Below are 17,325 nucleotides of genomic sequence, written 5' to 3'. Positions count from 1 at the left end.
CGCGAACAAGGCGGGATTTGGCCGCGATTGTGGAATGGACGTGGCGGAGCGCTCGAAACGCATAATCCTGGCCGGGCGTGGCCGAAAGGCCTCAGTAGTCATAGACATGTTCAAGCCGGGCGCCCGACTTGATCAGCGCCGGCAGCACGAGATGCAGCTTGCGCACGGCGACGACCATGCCGGTGCGGCGCGTTGCCGGATCGGCCGGCAGAGGATAGCTGAACAGGATGCGCATACCTTCGGGGATGGCGATCGAGTCGGTGGAGAGCATGGTGACCATGATCTCGTCGTTGCCGCCGATCTCGACGAACGACACGCCCTTGTCGATCAGGCGGGGAATCATCTCGGTGAACACCTGATAGCGCTTGGTGACGAAAATGGTGCCATCGGTGCCCATGTCGCGTTCGAGCAAGGTGTCTGGCTCGTCGCGCGTGACTTCACCGACCGGCCCCTTGGCCCAGACATGGATGTCGAGGAAGGCCGGGTTGGTTGTGGCGGCGAGGGCCTTTTTGATCAGGTCGGCGTAGCCTTGCTTGATGGTGTCGGCGAGGCCGAATGCCAGCTTGCGTTCGCTGGTGCGAATGGAACTGTCGCTCGGCGCCGGCTGCACCGCAAACAGGCCGGCGCGCTTGTCGGCATAGGGGAACTCGTACCACGGCACCTGGTCGAGGAAGGCGGCATAGTCGGCCGCCACCTTGGCCTGATAGATGTCGACGGCGGTTCGCTTGCCGGCTGTCGCCTCGGTGATACGGCCGACAGTGTTCTCGTAGGCCCACTGCAGCATATGCTCGATCGAGTGGCTGGTGCCGATGATGACCAGCATCTGATGGTTGGCGTAGTTGAACTTGTAGGGAGAGCTGGCGCGGATCACCATGGCGTAATCCTGCCAGAAGCGTCCGACATAGGACCAGTAGGGGAAGCCGCTCGGCTGGTCCTTGTCGACGAAGCCGGCATATTCGCGCGCGGCGTAGACGATCGCCCATTCCGGATAGGTGAGGAAGGTCGATTCCTCCGGCCGCTGGTAGCCGGGGATCTCGGTGCGAACCTTGTCGGCCAGCGCCTTGGGCGGAGCGCCGTCGGCAATGCCGGGCAGCGGCGTCTTGTCGAGCGACGACGTCGTCAGGAAGCCGTAGCTCAGCCCGACGATCGGGACGAGGATGACGATGACGATCAGCCAGAGGATCGTCTTGACGATGCGCTTCAGCCAGCGGAGCACGAACATGGCCGATCAGGCCGTGGCGAAGTGGTCGTGCACGCGCTTCGCCAGCCAGAAGCCGACATAGACGGCGAAGCCGCCAATGACGATGTGGGGCAGGTTGGCGAAGAAGCGGGCCGGGAATTCGATATCGTTGAGGGAGCGAAAGCCGTTGATGAAGATGCCGGCATCGAGGCAGCCGGAACCGGTGATCAGCCCGAGCACGCCGTCGAACAGGTAGACCGAGCCGAACAGCTTGAAATAGAACACCGCCTGGCGGTGCGAGATGAAGGCCGCGGCCAGCGCCCAGACGCCGGAGAAGGCATGCAGCAGGTCATCATACCATTGCAGGGAGAACAGGCCGAACAGATTGCCTTCGGCATCGTTGAACGGCGGTATGTAGCCGATAGCGACGACGCCGAAGAACAGGAAGGCATAGGCAACGGCAAGCTTCTGGATCAGCGTCATGAAGTATCCCCCTTCTACGAGCCCGTTTCGCAAACAGACTCTGACGACGCGCCGATACTAACCGATTTTAACGCGCGGTGAAGCGGCGCTCGCAAGATCGCCGGCAAAAGGGAGAAAAGACAGTCGGCGCCGGGATTTCTCCCAGCGCCTCCCTGTCAGATCAGGACACGGTCGCGGCAGCAACTTCCGTAAAGTCGTCGCGCCTTGCCGGCCTTGATTTTGACGGTCCTGCCAGTCCGCCACCCGAAAGCAGCGTCCGTTCGGGACCACGCCGGTCTCCACCCTTGCGGGCTTTGCCCTGCGCGCCATCGAAGGTTTTTGCCGTCCTTCATGGCAGCATCGGTCCGCCGTCGGCGTTGGCACGCTTTCCGCGGCCCCGTAGGTCTCGGCTCCGTCCCTCGAAACAGGCAAGCCTGCTCTCGCTTCGGTCCGTACGGGCCTCAGGAAATCCGCCTTTCACTTCGCCTTTCGGCTGGGTGATCGGTAGCCGCCTGAGATGGGTTTAACTTACGCTGGGTAAGGGCTTTGCGAAATGGCCGAGGGCCTGTGGATAGCGGGATTATCGGGGACCAACTAACGAGAATGCGATTTTCCGATCCGTCGTATGGTGGGCGGCATCGGTAGACATTCGGCCTTGCCCTGCCGACCGGTGCGGGCTTCAATGCCGGCAAAGGATTCGAGGCGCTTCGATGTCCTTGCGGGAGGGTGCGCTTGAAAGTCGGGGTGATTCTCAATCCGATTGCCGGCGGCGGCCGGCTGAAACGGCATTGGCCTGATGTCGCCGCATCGCTGAAAAAGCATTTCGGCGAATTCGAACTGCGCGAAACGCAGGCCGAAGGTGATGCAGAAAGGCTGGCGCTCGATCTTGCGGCTGAAGGCTTCAATCTGGTGATCGCGGCGGGCGGTGACGGCACCGCCAGCGAAGTGGCCGACGGGCTGCTGCAGGCGATCCAGGAGGGCGGCAGGACGACCGAACTCGGTGTGTTGCCGTGCGGCGCCGGCATCGATTTCGCGCGCGGCCTCGGCCTGCCGAAGGAGGTGGACGCGGCGCTGAGGCGAATCGCCGAGGCCAAGGCTCGCAAGGTCGATGCCGGGCGCATCTGCTACATCGACGACCATGGCGCGCTGGCCAGTCGCCACTTCATCAACATCGCCAGCCTGGGCCTGTCCGGCGCCACCGACCGTGCCGTCAATGCCGACAAGCGCAAGGGCAGGATGCCGGCCAAGGCGCTGTTCCTGTGGCGCACCGTTGTCGAGTTCATCCGCTACCGCTTCCAGGATGTCAGGATCACCGTCGATGACGGCGCCCCGGTCGAGGCGCGCATGGCGCTGGTGGCGGTGGCCAATGGAAAATTCTTCGGCGGCGGCATGATGATCGCGCCGGATGCCGAACTGACCGACGGGCAGTTCGACATCGTCATCCTGCGCGCCGCCGGCAAGCTGAAGCTGATCTGGGACATCCGCCTGCTCTATGGCGGCCGGCACCGCAATCATCCAGCAATCACCATCCTGCGCGGCAGGAAAGTGGTGGTCGAACCGCTCGGCGATGTGGAGAAGAACGGCGCGCTGGTCGACATAGACGGCGAGTCGCCCGGACGCATACCCGCAACCTTCGAGATCCTTCCCGGCGCGCTGACGCTCAGATACTGAATCAAGCCGTTAACAGATTGATTCAGACGGGTCCGCCGATGGATACAACCATCTGATATTGCTTGATATCTAGCCGACGTCAGACTTCGAGCTTGGCCGGAAAGCCGGGCGCGCGCAGGTCGGTGCCGACGGCATCTTCGAGCAATTTGACGATCTGGGTCGACCAGGCGCCGCCGCCATAAGCAGCCTTGCCTTGCTCGAAAATCGCGTTGACGCGGGATGCCAGGTCGAGCGGCACGCCTGATTGTTCGCCCATGGCGAGAGCGAAGCCGAGGTCCTTCAGCGCCAGGTCCATGGTGAAGCCGATGTCGTAGGAGCCGTTGAGAATGAGCTGGCTTTCGGTCTCATGGACGAAGCTGTTGCCGGAGGAGGCCACGATGGCGTGGTAGGATTGGGCGAGGTCGAGACCGCCCCGTTTGGCCAGCATCAGCGCTTCGCCGGCGGCGACAAGGTGGATGAAGGCGAGCATGTTGGTGATGACCTTGATCACCGCCGCCGAACCGATTGATCCCATCAGGAAGGACTTCTCGCACATCGCTTCGATCGCCGGGCGATGACGCTCGTAGAGCGCCGCATCGCCGCCGACCAGCGCGGTGATCTTTCCGGCCGCCGCCAGATGCACGCCGCCAGTGACCGGGCATTCCAATGTCTCGACGCCCTTGGCCGAGGCGAGGGCGGCGAGGCGAAGAATCTCGTCGCGGCCATTGGTCGACATCTCGATCCAAGTGCCGCCCCGGGGCAACCCTTCGAGCAAGCCGCCGGAGCCAGCTAGCACCGCTTCGCTGACCTTGGGCGACGGCAGGCAAGAGATGGCGTTGCCGGCCATCGCTGCGGCCTCGGCGGGACTGTTCGCAGCGGAGGCGCCGAGCGCAACGAGGCGCTCGACAGCGGCGGGATCACGGTCGAAGACAGTGACGGCAAAGCCGTTGCGGATCAGGCTGGCGGCAAGGTTGCCGCCGAGATGGCCAAGGCCGATGAAGGCGTAGCTTTCGCTCACGGCATCAACGGCGTCTGCATCATCTGCAGATGCAGCTCCTTGCCGGTGTAGGGATGAGCGTCGCAGACGGCTTCGTTGAGCTCGACGCCGAGGCCCGGGTCCTTCGAGGGGATGACGTTGCCGTCCTGCCACTCGATCTTCTTCTTCAGCAGCGTGGCGTGAAAACCGTCCCACTGTTTCAGGGATTCCAGGATGAGGAAGTTTGGCAGCGTCACCGCCAGCTGGATGTTGGCGGCGCCGACGATCGGCCCGCAATAGCAATGCGGCGCGATCTGGATGTGGTAGGCCTCCGCCATGGCGGCGATCTTCTTGGTTTCGAGAATACCGCCGGAGCGGCCGAGGTCCGGCTGCAGGATGGTCGCGGCGCGGTTCTCGATGACGCGGGCGAATTCGAACTTGGTCGTCAGCCGCTCGCCGGTGGCAATCGGGATCGAGGTCGCGCGGGCCACTTGCGCCATCACTTCGGGCATATCAGGCGGCACCGGCTCTTCGAACCACAGCGGATCGTAGCGCTCGATGGCGCGCGCCATGCGCAGCGCGCCGGACGCGGTGAACTGGCCGTGCGTGCCGAACAGGATGTCGGCACGGGTGCCGACAGCCTCGCGGATCGCCCTGACCATGCGGGTGGACAGGTCGATGTCGACCAGGCGCGGCTGGTGGCCGTCGAAGGCGGTGTAAGGGCCGGCTGGATCGAGCTTGACCGCGTTGAAACCCTGCTCGACATATTCGAGCGCGCAAGCGGCGGCGAGATCGGGATCGTTGTAGACGTTCCTGCCGTGTGTGTCCTCGGAATGGACGCTGCCGCTGTGCGGGTAGAGATAGGTGTAGGAGCGCAGCGTTTCGTGCACCTGGCCGCCGAGCAATTTGTAGACCGGCTTGTTGGCCTCCTTGCCGATAATGTCCCAGCAAGCCATTTCCAGCGCCGAGAAGCAGCCCATGCCGGAAACATCGGGGCGCTGGGTGAAGCCGGAGGAATAGGCGCGGCGGAAGAAGTTCTCGATGTCGTGCGGATCGCGGCCGACGAGATAGCGCTCGGCCATGTCCTCGACCATTTTCGCCGTGACATGGGCGGAAAAGGTGGCGTTGTAGGCTTCGCCATAACCGACGACGCCGCCGTCCGTCGTGAGCTTGACGAAGATGAAATACTTGCCGCCGATGCCGGGCGGCGGATTGCCGACAACCCAGGTCTTGACGTCGGTGATCTTCATCTTTGGTCCTCCAGAACCAGCTCGGCGCCCTTCCAACCGGTCATGATCGAGGCGGCGTTGGTGTTGCCGGTGATGTTGTCGGGAAAGATCGAGGCATCGATGACGCGCAAGCCTTCGATGCCGTGCACCTTGAGGCGCGGATCGACGACGGCGCGCGAGGGATCCGGTCCCATGCGGCAAGTCGACACCGGGTGATAGACAGTCCCCGAGCGCTTCCTGAAATCCTGGATCAGATCGGCGTCGGAGGTGATCGACGGGCCGGGCAGGACCTCTTCCTCGATGATCTCGGCCATCGCGGGCATCGAGGCGATCTTGCGCACGAACTTCACCGCGTCGAGCATCTCGGCGACGTCGGCCTCGGTCGAATAGGCATTGGCGACGATTTTGGGGTAGTCGCGCGGGTTGGCCGAGCGGATCATGATCTCGCCACGGCTCGACGGACGGCAGTTGGACAGGCCGATGGAAAAGCCCGGCCATGGATCCGGCGTCAGGATCGGGCGCTCGCCGCTTTTGGGAATGACGGTCGAGAAGGCCTGGAAATAGAGCTGCATGTTGGGCCGGCTCGCCGCCGGGTCGGTGCGGAAGAAGCCGCCGGCATTGTTCATCGACAGCGACAGCGGGCCCGAACGTGTCAGGATGTATTGCATTCCGACCAGCAGCTTGCCCCACCACGGACGCAGGATCTGGTTGAGCGTCGGCAGCCGGCCCTTGAAGGTGTAGTTGATGCCGACATGGTCCTGCAGATGCGCGCCGACATTTTCGTTGGCGTGAACGATGGGAATGCCCAGCCCCCCAAGAAGACCGGACGGACCGACGCCGGACAGCTGCAGCAATTGCGGCGAGTTGACCGAACCGCCCGACAATATGACCTCGCGGCCGGCACGCGCCATCTTCGTCTCGCCGTTCTGCAGATATTCGACGCCAACGGCGCGCTTGCCCTCGAACAGGACTTTTGTCGCCAGCGCATTCATCTCGACGCGGACGTTCTTGCGCTTCATCGCCGGGCGCAGGAAAGCGCGCGCCGCCGACATGCGGCGGCCATTGCGGGTCGAGATCTGGTAGACGCCGACGCCTTCCTGGACGGCACCGTTGAAATCCGGGTTGAGCGGCAGGCCAGCCTGCTGGCCGGCAGCGAGATAGCGCTTGGTCAGCGGGTGGACGGCATCGGCACAGTCGGTGATGTGCAGCGGGCCGCCGACACCGCGCCATGCGTCGGCGCCGGCCTGGTTGTCCTCGAGCGCCTTGAAGGCGGGCAACAGGTCGTCATAGCCCCAGCCGGGATTGCCGGCGGCGCGCCAGGCGTCGAAATCCTCGCGCGCGCCCCTGATCCAGACCATGGCGTTGATCGAACTCGAGCCGCCGAGCAGTTTGCCGCGCGGCCAGTGGTCGGCATTGCCGGCAAGGCCCGGGTCCGGCTCGGCCTTGTAGTTCCAGTTGACATCAGGATCGAAGAAGGTCTTGCCGTAGCCGAGCGGCATCTGCACGTAGAAGCGGCGATCGGTGCCGCCGGCCTCCAGCACCAGCACCGAAAAGCGCCCCGAGGCCGAGAGCTTGTCGGCCAGGACCGAGCCGGCCGAGCCGGAGCCGACGATGATGAAATCATAGGTCTGCATGATGGGTCTGCATGATTGGTTCGGGCGGCGCCGGAAATCTGGCGCAGCCTAGACGCCATGGCGTTCCCAAGTCGCTGTGCCTTCCGGCATCAGTTGTGAAAAAAGCGACCGTCGAACTGGCCGGGTTTGCAGGGATTCCCGACAATCGCGCTTGATATGCACCGGCTCGACGGCCTATGCGATGGCATCGACCAATTTGCGGAAGGCAGGAAATCACATGCGGACCCTTCCTGACGCGTTCATTCCCGAACTGCCGGGCCATTATAGCGGCAAGGTCCGCGAAAACTACGATCTGGCGGATGGCAGGCGCATCATCATCGCAACCGATCGCCTCAGCGCCTTCGACACCATCCTGACTTCGATCCCTTTCAAGGGAGAGATCCTCACCCAGACGGCACGGTACTGGTTCGAGGAAACCGCCGATATCTGCCCAAACCATGTTCTCGAATACCCCGACCCGAACGTCGTCGTCGGCACAAGGCTCGATATCCTGCCGGTCGAGATCGTCGTGCGCGGCTATCTGGCGGGAACCACCAGCACTTCGATCCTGACCCGTTACAAGCGTGGCGACCGGGAGATGTATGGGATGCGCCTGCCGGACGGCCTGCGCGACAATGAAAAACTGGCGGAGCCGATAATCACGCCGACCAGCAAGGCTTCCCACGGTGGTCATGACGAGCCTCTGTCCAAAGCCGAGATCCTTGAACAGGGCCTGCTCACGCAGGCGCAGTGGGATACCGTATCGGGCTATGCCTTGCGGCTGTTCGCCCGCGGCCAGCAGCGCGCCGCCGAACGCGGCCTCATCCTTGCCGATACGAAATACGAGTTCGGCACCGACAAGAACGGCACCATCATTCTCGCCGACGAAATCCACACGCCGGACAGCAGCCGGTACTGGATCGCGGCGAGTTACGAACAGGCGCTCGCCAGCGGCAGCCGGCCGGAGAGCTTCGACAAGGATTTCATCCGCTCGTGGGTCTCGGCGCGGTGCGATCCCTACAGCGATCCGATCCCAAAAATACCCGACGAGATCGTCGAACAGGCCTCGCGGGTCTATGCGCAGGCCTATGAGGCGATCACGGGCAAGGAATTTTCTCCCGACCTTTCCGGGGATACCGTGCTCGATCGCATTCGCTCGAACCTCGAGCGCTACTTTTAGCGGCCAAGTGAGCCTTCGCCGGGGGCAGTCTGCGTTGACCTGTCGGCGCCATGACGTTACGGGATCGAGGGCAACCGCTCTCGAAGGATTTCCCCCATGGTGCACTACGCTGAAGGACGGCCGCTCGGCGATCTGACGCTTCGCACGCTGGCCATGCCTTCGGATGCCAATGCCGCCGGCGACATTTTTGGCGGCTGGGTGATGGCGCAGATGGATCTGGCCTGCGGCATCCGCGCCGCTGAACGCGCCAAGGGCCGCGTGGTGACGGCTGCGGTGAAAGAGATGTCGTTCGCCAAGGCAATGAAGATCGGCGACACGCTCTGCATCTACACCCATGTCGAACGCGTCGGCCGCACCTCGATGACGCTCAAGGTCGAAGCCTGGGCGCAGCGCTACCTCTCGGACCTGATGGAAAAGGTCACCCACGCCGATTTCGTCATGGTGGCGCTGGACGGCGAGGGCAAGCCGAAGGCGGTTCCGGCCGAAGGCTGACGGGCGCCGTTCTCCCATGCATGGCCCCACGCTCGGCCGTTTGTAACAGCGCCCGTGCGGGAGGCGCGTTTCGCGACTTCCAATGGTTGCCTCCATGCCCGATTGTGCCGGCGTTGGAGGGGGAGACAATGCGTCAACATATGCTGAACGGCTGGCTTCTGGCAGCGCTGGTCGTGACGACCTGCCTGCTCGGCGTGACCGCCTATGCGGAGGTGAAGGAAGACATCTCGCGCATCTCCTGCACGCATGATCACCAGGCCCTCGGCGAGCGGACCGCGCGGTGTGATATCTGTGCCGCGGTTCGATGCGATAACGGCACATCGGGAGCCTGAGCGGCAGCCGTCAGCGGACGGATCACGAAGGCATTCCGGCAGCCAACACAGCACGCGCAATCGGGCAACGATCCGCGCGGCCGAGCTAGAATCTCAGATCAGATCAAGCCAAGTCACGTGCGGGCGGCACCCCTTGCCCTGCAACGGTTTCAGGCATGCATACTATCGAATTTTTCGCGTGCCGCTCTGACGCGCGTGGTGTTCTTGCGCGCCCATTCGCCAAGCGCGCTGACCGGGATCAGCAGCTCGTGACCAAGCTCGGTCAGCTCATAATCGACACGCGGCGGAATGGTCGGAAACACGGTGCGGGTGACGAAGCCGTCGCGCTCCAGCCCGCGCAAGGTGGTGGTCAGCATCTTCTGTGAAATGCCGCCGACGGCTGCGCGCAATTCGTTGAAGCGCAGCGGTCCGTCGCCCAGCTTGCCGACGACCAGAACGGTCCATTTGTCGCCGACGCGCTGCAGGATTTCCGAGATGGCGCGACAATCCTCGGTGCGGTGCGGGTGCCTCAGTAACAAAAAGGTGCCTCCTTGCGTCTCGAGTTGACAGTATCTCATATAGCGCCGGTATCCAAACGATACCAGTACTTCCTGCAAGGAGAGCCCTTCATGTCCAAACCCAAGATCGCCATTGTCATCGGTTCGACACGCGCCGCGCGTTTCGCCGATGTGCCGACCGAATGGATCGCCAAGATCGCCAAGTCACATGCCGACATCAACGTCGAAGTCGTCGACCTGCGCGACTTCCCGCTGCCTTTCTTCGACGAGGTCGCATCCTCCGCCTGGGTGCCGTCGACGAATGAAGTGGCACAACGCTGGCAGAAGAAGGTCGCCGAATTCGATGGCTTCATCTTCACCGCCGCCGAATACAATCATGGTCCGACGGCCGTGCTGAAGAACGCCATCGATTACGCCGCCAATGAGTGGAACAAGAAGCCGGCCGGCTTCGTCGGCTATGGCAGCGTCGGCGGCTCCCGCGCCGTCGAACAGCTCCGCCTTCATGCGGTCGAACTGCAGATGGCGCCGGTCAAATCGGCCGTCCATATCGCCTGGGGCGATTTCCTCGCCGTTCGCCAGGGCGAGAAGAAGCTGGAAGACCTCGAGCATCTGAACCAGGCCGCGACCGCGCTGGTCAACGACGTTGCGTGGTGGGCCAAGGTGCTCAAGGCAGCGCGTCAGGCCGACGCCGTCGCCGAGGAAGTCAAGGCGGCCTGATCGCCGGTTCGAATTATCCTCCCAAGGATCCGGGGCGGCGCTTGCGCCGCCCTTTTCAATTGGGGGAAGCCGTGGCGTCGTGTTGCGCCTGCCTTGGTCGGATGATGCAGTCGGCGAGGCGATCCATCTCGTTGAGCTCGTCGGCATGATGCTGGCCCCATTGGCAGAGTGCCAGCAGGATCGGCTCGAGGCTGAGGCCAAGGCGCGTTGCCGAATATTCGACGCGCGATGGCACTTCGGCAAAGATCTCGCGGGCGACGAGGCCGTGCTCTTCCATTTCACGCAGCTGCTGGATCAGCACCTTCTGGGTGATGCCGGGCATTATCACCTTCAGCGCGGACAGCCGCCGGGGGCCGTCGAACAGATGGTAGAGGATAACCGCCTTCCAGCGCCCCGCGATCACTTTCAGCGCCCGCTCCGCCGGCAGCATCGGCAGTCTCTTGGTTATTCCGGGCATGGTCACCTCCTGGTCAGCAGGGGACAAATGAGTGTGTAGTCGAAGCGCCGCAGATAGTGGCAAACCACGGCCGATGCCAGTGCGATCGGAGTTTGCCATGAGAGCCATTCAACTGAACCGCTTCGGCGGTCCCGAGGTGCTGGAGGTGATCGATCTACCGACGCCGGTACCGCAGGCCGGCGAGGTACTGGTCCGCGTCCACGCCGCCGGGATCAATTTTTTCGAAGTGCTGATGCGGGCGGACCGCTACGCGGTGACGCCGCAACTTCCCATGATCCTCGGTGTCGAGGCGGCGGGCGTCGTGGAGGCCGTCGGACAAGGGGTGGATGCACAGCTGCTGGGGAGCCGCATGGCCGCGCCGCTGTTCATGTCGCAACGCCCTTACGGCGGCTATGCGGAGCAGGTGACGATCGATGCCGACCTTGTCGTCCAATTGCCGGATAGTCTTTCGTTCGAGGATGCGACGGCGTTGATGGTGCAGGGGCTGACGGCCTTTCATCTGCTTCGGCAAAGCCCGCCGGACGGCAAGGCGGTGCTGGTGCCGGCCGCGTCGGGTGGTGTGGGATCGTTGCTGATCCAGCTTGCGAAGTGGAAAGGCGCACGTCGGGTGATCGCGACCGCCGGCGGCAGGGCCAAGCTCGATCTTTCCCTTTCCCGGGGAGCCGATGCCGCGGTCGATTACAACAATCTGGATTGGCCCGCCCGCGTCCGCGACGTCACGGACGGCAAGGGTGCCGACATCATCTACGACACCGTCGGCGGCGCGCTGACGGCTGCGTCACTGCAGGCTCTGGCGCCTGGCGGCGAACTGGTGTTCGCGGCACTCGGCCGCTATGGCCTCGCGGCTTCCGATCTGGAGGCGATGATCGGCCGCAACCAGTCGCTGAGAGGTTTCGCGCTGCTGCCGCTGCTGTCTCCCGACGTGCTGAAAGCCAGCCTTTCCGAGCTGTTCCAACTGGCTGCAAGCGGCCGGCTTCAGGTTGTGATCGGCGGCCGCTTCCCGCTCGACCGGGCCGGTGAAGCGCACCGGCTGCTGGACGAGCGCCGCTCGACAGGCAAGGTCGTGCTGGTGCCTTAGTGTCGTGGTGTCTCCGCCTTGCACCAGAAGAGCCTTTCGGCCTTGCTGGTTGCTTGCGCCGCCGCGGCGAACATGACGCCAATCGGGATTGGACCTCCATATGCGCGGTCCTGCCATCTGGTCCCGCCCCTTGCTCTGCGATATCCGGCTGCAATCCGTCACATGAGTGTAGCCGTGAAGACATCCAGCCTGACCGGCGCCGTTTCCCCGATGATCCCGGTGCTCGCATGCGCGTTCGGGATCTTCCTGCTGTCCGGAATGGATGCGGCGATGAAGACCCTGGTTATTGCGGTCGGCGTCTACAACACGGTGCTGTGGCGCAGCATGGTCGCGACCGTGGTCGCGGGTGCTGCCTGGTCGGCAGGGCCGCGCTCGAAGCCAACCCTTCCGGTGCTAAGGCTGCATGCGCTGCGTGCGGCAATTGTCGGCATCGTTTTGATATCCTTCTTTTGGGGGCTTGCCAGGCTGCCGCTGGCGGAAGCGATCGGGCTCAGCTTCGTCGCGCCTCTATTCGCGCTCTTCCTCGCCGCGCTGTTGCTGGGCGAGCGAATCCGGCGGCAGGCTGTCTGGGCATCGCTGGCCGGCATCGCCGGCGTCGCGATCATCATGGCCGGCCAGTTCGGGCAGGCAAGCTATTCGCAGGATGCCATGCTTGGCACGGCGGCGGTGCTCGTATCGACGGTGTTCTACGGCTACAATCTGATCCTCACCCGACAACAGGCGCAGTTGGCCAAGCCCGTCGAGATCATGTTGTTCCAGAACCTTTGCGTTGCAATCATCCTTGGCCTCGCGGCACCGTGGCTCGCCGTCGCCCTGCCGACCAACCTTTGGCTGCCGCTGGCCGGGGTGACTGTGCTGTCGCTCGCCGGCCAATTCCTGATGAGCTGGGCCTACGCCCGCGCCGAAGCGCAATATCTGATCCCTGTCGAATACTCGGCCTTCATCTGGGCGGTCGCACTGGGCTGGTTTTTCTTCGGCGAGGAGGCAACCTGGACCACGCTGACCGGAGCATGCCTGATCGTCGCCGGCTGCCTGATCGCCGCGCGGGCAAATCCCAGGCTTGCCGAACCAATCGAAGCGGCGGTTTAAGGACGCAAGTCGCCAGGGACCCTATTGGGTCACGCCTGCGCGTCACTCCGGAAGACCGGCCTTGCGGAAGCCGTCGACGAAATGTTCCTGCATGGCGGCGTCGCGAAACGGCTCCGTCATGACCCAGTGGCGGGTTGTGAAATGCGGGTTGCTGATGAGGAACATTTCGACCTCCGCGCGCGCCTCCTCGATCCGGCCCAGTTGCGCAAGACTTGCCGCCAGGAAACGGCGTGAGCTTGTGCGATAGGTCTCGTCCCTGCGCAGTGTCTCGACAGCGGCTTCGTATTCACGCGCCGCGTATTGGGCCGCGCCGAGCGTCAGATAGTACCAGCTTGCGGGAAACGGGTTCAGCCGGAACGCCTTGCGAATGTGCTCCAGGCCCTCTTCGACCCGCCCGGCCAGGACCGCGATGTCGGACAATGTCGCCCAGGCGTCTGCCTCGTTCGGGTCGAGCTCGAACGCCTTGGCGAATTCCGTATCCGCCTCGGCGAAGCGGCGTTCATAGGCGAGCAGGTTGGCAAGGACCCAGTGGCAGCCGGCATCGTTGGGATCGATCGCCACGGCCTTACGCGCCAGCTCCAAGGCAACGCTACGGTTTGGCTCGATGGGTTCGCCCCAATGCACCCATCCCATCCAGTGGTTCATGGCAAGCCAGCGATAGGCCTCGGCATATTCCGGATCGAGCGATACCGCGCGCGTGAGCATGAGGTGCGCTTCCCGCGCCGTCTGTGGCGAATCATCGATCAGCTTGCGCGCTCGCACGCAGAGGTCGTAGGCCTCCAGATTTCGGGGCCGGTTGCGCGGCAGCGGTGCGCGCAGCCGGCCAAGCAACGCCTCGACGATCTTGGCCGTGACCTCGTCCTGAACGGCGAAGATATCCTCCAGGCCGCGATCGAAGCGTTCCGCCCATAGATGTTCACCGCTCACCGCGTCGACCAGCTGGGCGTTGATGCGCACGCGATCCGCGGCGCGTCTTGCACTGCCCTCCAGCAGGTAGCGCACGCCAAGATCCCCGGCGATCTCGCGCACGTCCATCGCCTTTCCTTTGTAGGCAAAGGTCGAGTTGCGAGCGATGACGAACAGGCCGGAGATCCTGGACAGGTCGGTGATCAGGTCCTCGGTCAACCCATCGGCGAAGGAGTTCTGTTCGGGATCGTTGCTGAAATTGACGAAGGGCAGCACGGCTATCGACGGTTTGTCGGGCAGCGGCAAGGGTTTTTGCTTCGCGCTGCCGATCTGTTCGACGGCTCCCGTGAAGCGGTAGCCGACGCGCGGAACGGTGGATATCCATTCGCCGCCGTCGGCAGCCGGACCAAGCAGCTTGCGCAGCTGCGCGATCTGGACGGTGAGGTTGCCTTCCTCGACGGCCGTGCCCGGCCATGCGGCGTCCATCAACTCAGTCTTCCCCAGGATTTCGCCGGGCCGTCCGACGAGCGCCGCAAGCAGGTTGAGCCCGCGATAGCCAACGGCAACGGGGACATCGTTCCGAAGCAGCGTTCCCGCACCCGGATCAAGCACGAACGGACCAAAGGCAAAACGCGATCCCTGCATAGGGCGCATCTATAGAGCAATTCCAGGAAAAGCGTGAAACGGTTTTCCCGGGAAAAGCGCATAGCGCCTTCCCTTGGGAATTGCGTCAAAACAAAGAGTTAGAGCAGTTTGCCGGTTCCGTGAACCGGTGAACTGTTCTGGCCGGTTTGGAAGTTTTGAGAACTATTTGGGCGGGCTTAATTACGACGCGGTTCGTATCGCGCAGAATTCAACCTCTTTCGAGAGCCCTCCGGCCCTCAAACCATAGGAGGTTGCCATGACCAATACCCTTGCATCGGCCCCGAATTGTGCAGCGCGGCCGGGAACGCCCGTGGGGCCGGCGTCGCGTCGGCTCCTGACGACCCTGCGAAGCATTGTCGCGGCCTTGCGCGAGCGGACCTGGCGCGAGCGGATGCGCTTTCGCTGGCAACTCAGGCAAATGTCGAAGGACAACCCTTATCTGATCGACGATATCGGTCTGACGAGATGTGAGGTCGAAGCTGAGATCGCCAAGCCCTTCTGGCAACGATAGAGCGAATGCTGCACGTCGCGTCGACAGTCAGCGCACCGCCTGGCGGTGAGCACCGGGCAGGCGGGTGGCGATCAGCTTGTCGATGCGGCGGCCGTCGAGATCGACCACCTCGAAGCGCCAGCCCTGCGCGTCGACGCATTCGCCGGTCGCCGGCAGATGGTGCATATGCGACAGCACATAGCCGGCGACAGTCTCGTAGTCGCGGTTTTCCGGCAGGTCGATGCCGAGAATGTCGGCCATCTCGTCGGCCTGCATGTAGCCGGCGAGCAGCCATGAGCCGTCCTCGCGCTTGACGGCGTTTTCCTCGTCGCCGGCGTCGGTATCCGCCCGGAACACGCCGGTGATGGCTTCGAGGATGTCGGCCGGGGTGACGATGCCTTCGAAATGGCCATATTCGTCATGCACCAGTGCCATCGGCACGTCGGATTCCTTGAGCTTCTGCAGCACATCCAGCGCGTCGGCCTGGTCGTAGACTATGGGTGCGGCTTGCACATGCCTGCGCGGGTCGAGCACGAGGCCGGCAAGCAATGCCGCCAGCACGTCGCGCGTCTGGACGACGCCGACCATGACATCGACGCCGCCGTCGCCGGCCGGCAGTCGCGAATGCTGGGTTTCCATCAAAAGCTTGCGGATGGCCGCCTCGTCGGATTGCAGATTGATCCAGTCGACTTCGGTGCGCGGCGTCATCACCGCGCGCACGGCGCGGTCGCCAAGCCGCATGACGCCGGCGATCATGCGCCGCTCGTCGGATTCGATGGTGCCGTGATGCTCGGCCTCGGCGACCAGCATCTTGATCTCCTCGTCGGTGACCTTCTCCTCGCTTTCGCCGCGCTGGCCGAGCAGCCACAGGATGACGCGGCCGGAAAAGTCGAGCAGAAAGACCAGCGGCGCCGAGACGGTTGCAAGGATGGTCATCGCCGGAGCGGCCTTGGCGGCGACCCGTTCAGGGTCACGCAACGCGATCTGCTTGGGCACCAGTTCGCCGACGATCAGCGAGAAATAGGTGATGACGGCAACGACGATGCCGACGCCGAGCGGATCGGCAACGGTCTCACGGATGCCGGCGGAGGCCAGGAACCGCGCCAGCCGTTCGCCGAGCGTGGCGCCGGAGAAGGCGCCCGACAACACGCCGACCAGGGTGATGCCGATCTGCACCGAGGACAGGAACTTGCCCGGATTCGAACCAAGCTCAAGGGCGCGGCCGGCGCCATTGATGCCGCGGTCGATCATCGCTTTCAGCCGGGCCGGGCGCGATGAGACGATGGCAAGTTCGGACATCGACAAAAGGCCGTTCACGCAGATGAGGACGACCACGATAGCGATTTCGACGTATAGCATCAGCGGTCAATAGCATTGCCGCGCGGTCTTCGAAAATAGTCCGGCGTGTTTTTTGACAAATGTCCGGTATTTAGGGTCAGACGGCATCCGCGGCGGTGAGGGAACCGTCAGGGATTTGGCATTGGTCTGAAGGGCCCAAAAGAGCCACGACCAGCGACAGCTTTCCCTGCTTGGAAACGCGGCACATGTCCATGCTGTCGGCGCCTCGAAATCCGTTTTCGCCTCTCCGCACCCAGCCAAAACGCAGGAAGTCATGATGGACATCGACCAAGGTCGTCCGTTCGAGCCAGAAGCCCGGGCGGGCTTTCACGACCTGATCGATGTGATGGAGCAGCGCCTCGGCTCCGGAGATATGTACCGTCGGATCGATGTATGTGCCTTCCGGTTCGAATGAGGCGAACAACAGCCGGCGACGCTCTTCAGGCTCCGGGTCGAACCAGGCCTTGCAGTAGCTATTCACCACACTTTCCGCGTCGAACATCGGAATCTTCCTTTGAAACCGCCCTTTTTGAACCGCTTGGCTGTCTCAGCTTGCAGGGCCGTGCGATCTACTGTTTGAGTATGCCGACGATCGCCTCGCCATCCGTGAAATAGGGATCGCCGCCGCCATTGCGCCCGGTGCTGGTGGCGCCGACGCCCGATATGTCGCCGGTCGAGATCAACACACCGGCGGTGGCTAGGTCGCGCATGAGGAAATCGCGCTCGGCGTCGATGTCGGGGCCGATATGGTGGGTGACGGCGCCGGTGTCGTGGCTCAGTCCCACGCCGCGATCGAAGCTGGCCGAACCCAGCCACAGCGGCCTGCCGTCATCGCCGGCAGCATTGGTCTGCGAGAAGCGGACATGATGACGCCGGGAGGCGCTGGGGCCGCCCCGCGTTTAGGAGGCGGGATAATGGGCGCGGGCCTCGAACAACCGCCCGGTGACCGGCGGATAGGGGGTGGGGGGGGGGGACAACACCCGTTAGCCGATCT

Annotated in this window: 18 protein-coding genes and 1 pseudogene; 8 read left to right on the top strand and 11 right to left on the bottom strand. The window is 63.5% G+C overall.

Annotated elements, in window-relative coordinates; all coding sequences use genetic code 11:
* Positions 1-91 precede the first annotated feature (91 nt).
* Complete coding sequence (locus NKH02_RS20750) at positions 92-1,222, bottom strand: hypothetical protein (protein ID WP_352881089.1); 1,131 nt, start codon at positions 1,220-1,222, stop codon at positions 92-94.
* 6 nt (positions 1,223-1,228) lie between these two features.
* Positions 1,229-1,663: a DUF4383 domain-containing protein gene (locus NKH02_RS20745; protein WP_352863845.1), complete on the bottom strand. Its 435-nt coding sequence runs from the start codon at positions 1,661-1,663 to the stop codon at positions 1,229-1,231.
* 711 nt (positions 1,664-2,374) lie between these two features.
* Here NKH02_RS20745 and NKH02_RS20740 point away from each other — a divergent pair.
* Positions 2,375-3,313, top strand: coding sequence for a diacylglycerol/lipid kinase family protein (locus NKH02_RS20740; RefSeq protein WP_352881087.1), 939 nt, complete (start codon positions 2,375-2,377; stop codon positions 3,311-3,313).
* A gap of 79 nt (positions 3,314-3,392) precedes the next feature.
* On the opposite strand, the gene NKH02_RS20735 is transcribed toward NKH02_RS20740, so the two are convergent.
* Genes NKH02_RS20735 through NKH02_RS20725 form a run of 3 tightly spaced genes read right to left on the bottom strand, consistent with a single transcriptional unit; the run spans position 3,393 to position 7,131 of the window.
* Positions 3,393-4,310 (bottom strand): NAD(P)-dependent oxidoreductase, encoded by a 918-nt coding sequence (locus tag NKH02_RS20735; protein ID WP_352881086.1) that lies wholly within the window; start codon positions 4,308-4,310, stop codon positions 3,393-3,395.
* Positions 4,307-5,518 carry a mandelate racemase/muconate lactonizing enzyme family protein gene (locus NKH02_RS20730; RefSeq protein ID WP_352881084.1) on the bottom strand — a complete coding sequence of 404 codons (1,212 nt, stop codon included), beginning with the start codon at positions 5,516-5,518 and terminating at the stop codon, positions 4,307-4,309. Before NKH02_RS20730 ends, NKH02_RS20735 begins: the two co-directional genes overlap by 4 nt.
* Complete coding sequence (locus NKH02_RS20725) at positions 5,515-7,131, bottom strand: GMC family oxidoreductase (protein WP_352881082.1); 1,617 nt, start codon at positions 7,129-7,131, stop codon at positions 5,515-5,517. The genes NKH02_RS20730 and NKH02_RS20725 overlap by 4 nt, the downstream gene beginning before the upstream one ends.
* Before the next feature lie 217 nt (positions 7,132-7,348).
* Here NKH02_RS20725 and NKH02_RS20720 point away from each other — a divergent pair, with 217 nt between their 5' ends.
* The 3 genes from NKH02_RS20720 to NKH02_RS20710 all read left to right on the top strand — a co-directional run bounded on the left by NKH02_RS20720 (position 7,349) and on the right by NKH02_RS20710 (position 9,114).
* Positions 7,349-8,290, top strand: coding sequence for a phosphoribosylaminoimidazolesuccinocarboxamide synthase (locus NKH02_RS20720; RefSeq protein ID WP_352863835.1), 942 nt, complete (start codon positions 7,349-7,351; stop codon positions 8,288-8,290).
* 96 nt (positions 8,291-8,386) lie between these two features.
* On the top strand, positions 8,387-8,782 hold the full coding sequence (locus NKH02_RS20715) for an acyl-CoA thioesterase (protein ID WP_024504171.1): 396 nt from the start codon (positions 8,387-8,389) through the stop codon (positions 8,780-8,782).
* Positions 8,783-8,910: 128 nt separating this feature from the next.
* Positions 8,911-9,114, top strand: a complete 204-nt coding sequence (locus NKH02_RS20710; RefSeq protein ID WP_352863833.1) for a hypothetical protein — start codon at positions 8,911-8,913, stop codon at positions 9,112-9,114.
* Positions 9,115-9,263: 149 nt separating this feature from the next.
* Here the strand turns inward: NKH02_RS20710 and NKH02_RS20705 are convergent, their stop codons facing one another.
* Positions 9,264-9,632 carry a winged helix-turn-helix transcriptional regulator gene (locus NKH02_RS20705; protein ID WP_352863831.1) on the bottom strand — a complete coding sequence of 123 codons (369 nt, stop codon included), beginning with the start codon at positions 9,630-9,632 and terminating at the stop codon, positions 9,264-9,266.
* 90 nt (positions 9,633-9,722) lie between these two features.
* Here NKH02_RS20705 and NKH02_RS20700 point away from each other — a divergent pair, with 90 nt between their 5' ends.
* Positions 9,723-10,328, top strand: a complete 606-nt coding sequence (locus NKH02_RS20700; protein ID WP_352627661.1) for an NADPH-dependent FMN reductase — start codon at positions 9,723-9,725, stop codon at positions 10,326-10,328.
* Positions 10,329-10,383: 55 nt separating this feature from the next.
* Here NKH02_RS20700 and NKH02_RS20695 read toward each other — a convergent pair whose 3' ends face one another.
* On the bottom strand, positions 10,384-10,785 hold the full coding sequence (locus NKH02_RS20695) for a winged helix-turn-helix transcriptional regulator (RefSeq protein WP_352881081.1): 402 nt from the start codon (positions 10,783-10,785) through the stop codon (positions 10,384-10,386).
* A gap of 97 nt (positions 10,786-10,882) precedes the next feature.
* On the opposite strand from NKH02_RS20695, the gene NKH02_RS20690 reads away from it, so the two are divergent.
* Together NKH02_RS20690 and NKH02_RS20685 are read left to right on the top strand one after the other, a co-directional pair.
* Positions 10,883-11,863 carry a quinone oxidoreductase family protein gene (locus NKH02_RS20690; RefSeq protein ID WP_352881080.1) on the top strand — a complete coding sequence of 327 codons (981 nt, stop codon included), beginning with the start codon at positions 10,883-10,885 and terminating at the stop codon, positions 11,861-11,863.
* 162 nt (positions 11,864-12,025) lie between these two features.
* Positions 12,026-12,952 (top strand): DMT family transporter, encoded by a 927-nt coding sequence (locus NKH02_RS20685; protein WP_352881078.1) that lies wholly within the window; start codon positions 12,026-12,028, stop codon positions 12,950-12,952.
* A 42-nt stretch (positions 12,953-12,994) separates the two neighbouring features.
* Here NKH02_RS20685 and NKH02_RS20680 read toward each other — a convergent pair whose 3' ends face one another.
* Complete coding sequence (locus NKH02_RS20680; protein WP_352881077.1) at positions 12,995-14,512, bottom strand: winged helix-turn-helix domain-containing tetratricopeptide repeat protein; 1,518 nt, start codon at positions 14,510-14,512, stop codon at positions 12,995-12,997.
* 247 nt (positions 14,513-14,759) lie between these two features.
* Here NKH02_RS20680 and NKH02_RS20675 point away from each other — a divergent pair, with 247 nt between their 5' ends.
* Positions 14,760-15,014 carry a DUF1127 domain-containing protein gene (locus tag NKH02_RS20675; RefSeq protein WP_352881075.1) on the top strand — a complete coding sequence of 85 codons (255 nt, stop codon included), beginning with the start codon at positions 14,760-14,762 and terminating at the stop codon, positions 15,012-15,014.
* A 27-nt stretch (positions 15,015-15,041) separates the two neighbouring features.
* Here the strand turns inward: NKH02_RS20675 and NKH02_RS20670 are convergent, their stop codons facing one another.
* The 3 genes and pseudogenes from NKH02_RS20670 to NKH02_RS20660 all read right to left on the bottom strand — a co-directional run.
* Positions 15,042-16,352, bottom strand: a complete 1,311-nt coding sequence (locus NKH02_RS20670; RefSeq protein ID WP_352881073.1) for a hemolysin family protein — start codon at positions 16,350-16,352, stop codon at positions 15,042-15,044.
* A 76-nt stretch (positions 16,353-16,428) separates the two neighbouring features.
* The gene (locus NKH02_RS20665) at positions 16,429-16,833 is read right to left on the bottom strand and encodes a hypothetical protein (protein ID WP_352863819.1); all 405 of its coding nucleotides are present in this window, start codon (positions 16,831-16,833) and stop codon (positions 16,429-16,431) included.
* Between the two features lie 67 nt (positions 16,834-16,900).
* Positions 16,901-17,311, bottom strand: a pseudogene (locus NKH02_RS20660) (LssY C-terminal domain-containing protein); the annotation flags it as partial.
* Positions 17,312-17,325 lie beyond the last annotated feature (14 nt).

The sequence above is a fragment of the Mesorhizobium sp. M1396 genome (assembly GCF_040317725.1).
Classification (GTDB): Bacteria; Pseudomonadota; Alphaproteobacteria; order Rhizobiales; family Rhizobiaceae; genus Mesorhizobium.
The sequence above is the reverse complement of the archived record's forward strand: the minus strand, read 5'-3'. Positions and strand labels throughout refer to the sequence as shown.

Excerpts from the sequence above, each read along its gene's own strand:
- NKH02_RS20665 (WP_352863819.1), bottom strand. The coding sequence starts at position 16,833 with ATGTTCGACGCGGAAAGTGTGGTGAATAGCTACTGCAAGGCCTGGTTC.
- NKH02_RS20700 (WP_352627661.1), top strand. The coding sequence starts at position 9,723 with ATGTCCAAACCCAAGATCGCCATTGTCATCGGTTCGACACGCGCCGCG.
- NKH02_RS20710 (WP_352863833.1), top strand. The coding sequence starts at position 8,911 with ATGCGTCAACATATGCTGAACGGCTGGCTTCTGGCAGCGCTGGTCGTG.
- NKH02_RS20670 (WP_352881073.1), bottom strand. The coding sequence starts at position 16,352 with ATGCTATACGTCGAAATCGCTATCGTGGTCGTCCTCATCTGCGTGAAC.
- NKH02_RS20720 (WP_352863835.1), top strand. The coding sequence starts at position 7,349 with ATGCGGACCCTTCCTGACGCGTTCATTCCCGAACTGCCGGGCCATTAT.
- NKH02_RS20715 (WP_024504171.1), top strand. The coding sequence starts at position 8,387 with ATGGTGCACTACGCTGAAGGACGGCCGCTCGGCGATCTGACGCTTCGC.
- NKH02_RS20745 (WP_352863845.1), bottom strand. The coding sequence starts at position 1,663 with ATGACGCTGATCCAGAAGCTTGCCGTTGCCTATGCCTTCCTGTTCTTC.
- NKH02_RS20675 (WP_352881075.1), top strand. The coding sequence starts at position 14,760 with ATGACCAATACCCTTGCATCGGCCCCGAATTGTGCAGCGCGGCCGGGA.
- NKH02_RS20730 (WP_352881084.1), bottom strand. The coding sequence starts at position 5,518 with ATGAAGATCACCGACGTCAAGACCTGGGTTGTCGGCAATCCGCCGCCC.
- NKH02_RS20690 (WP_352881080.1), top strand. The coding sequence starts at position 10,883 with ATGAGAGCCATTCAACTGAACCGCTTCGGCGGTCCCGAGGTGCTGGAG.
- NKH02_RS20750 (WP_352881089.1), bottom strand. The coding sequence starts at position 1,222 with ATGTTCGTGCTCCGCTGGCTGAAGCGCATCGTCAAGACGATCCTCTGG.
- NKH02_RS20695 (WP_352881081.1), bottom strand. The coding sequence starts at position 10,785 with ATGCCCGGAATAACCAAGAGACTGCCGATGCTGCCGGCGGAGCGGGCG.
- NKH02_RS20680 (WP_352881077.1), bottom strand. The coding sequence starts at position 14,512 with ATGCGCCCTATGCAGGGATCGCGTTTTGCCTTTGGTCCGTTCGTGCTT.
- NKH02_RS20685 (WP_352881078.1), top strand. The coding sequence starts at position 12,026 with ATGAGTGTAGCCGTGAAGACATCCAGCCTGACCGGCGCCGTTTCCCCG.
- NKH02_RS20725 (WP_352881082.1), bottom strand. The coding sequence starts at position 7,131 with ATGCAGACCTATGATTTCATCATCGTCGGCTCCGGCTCGGCCGGCTCG.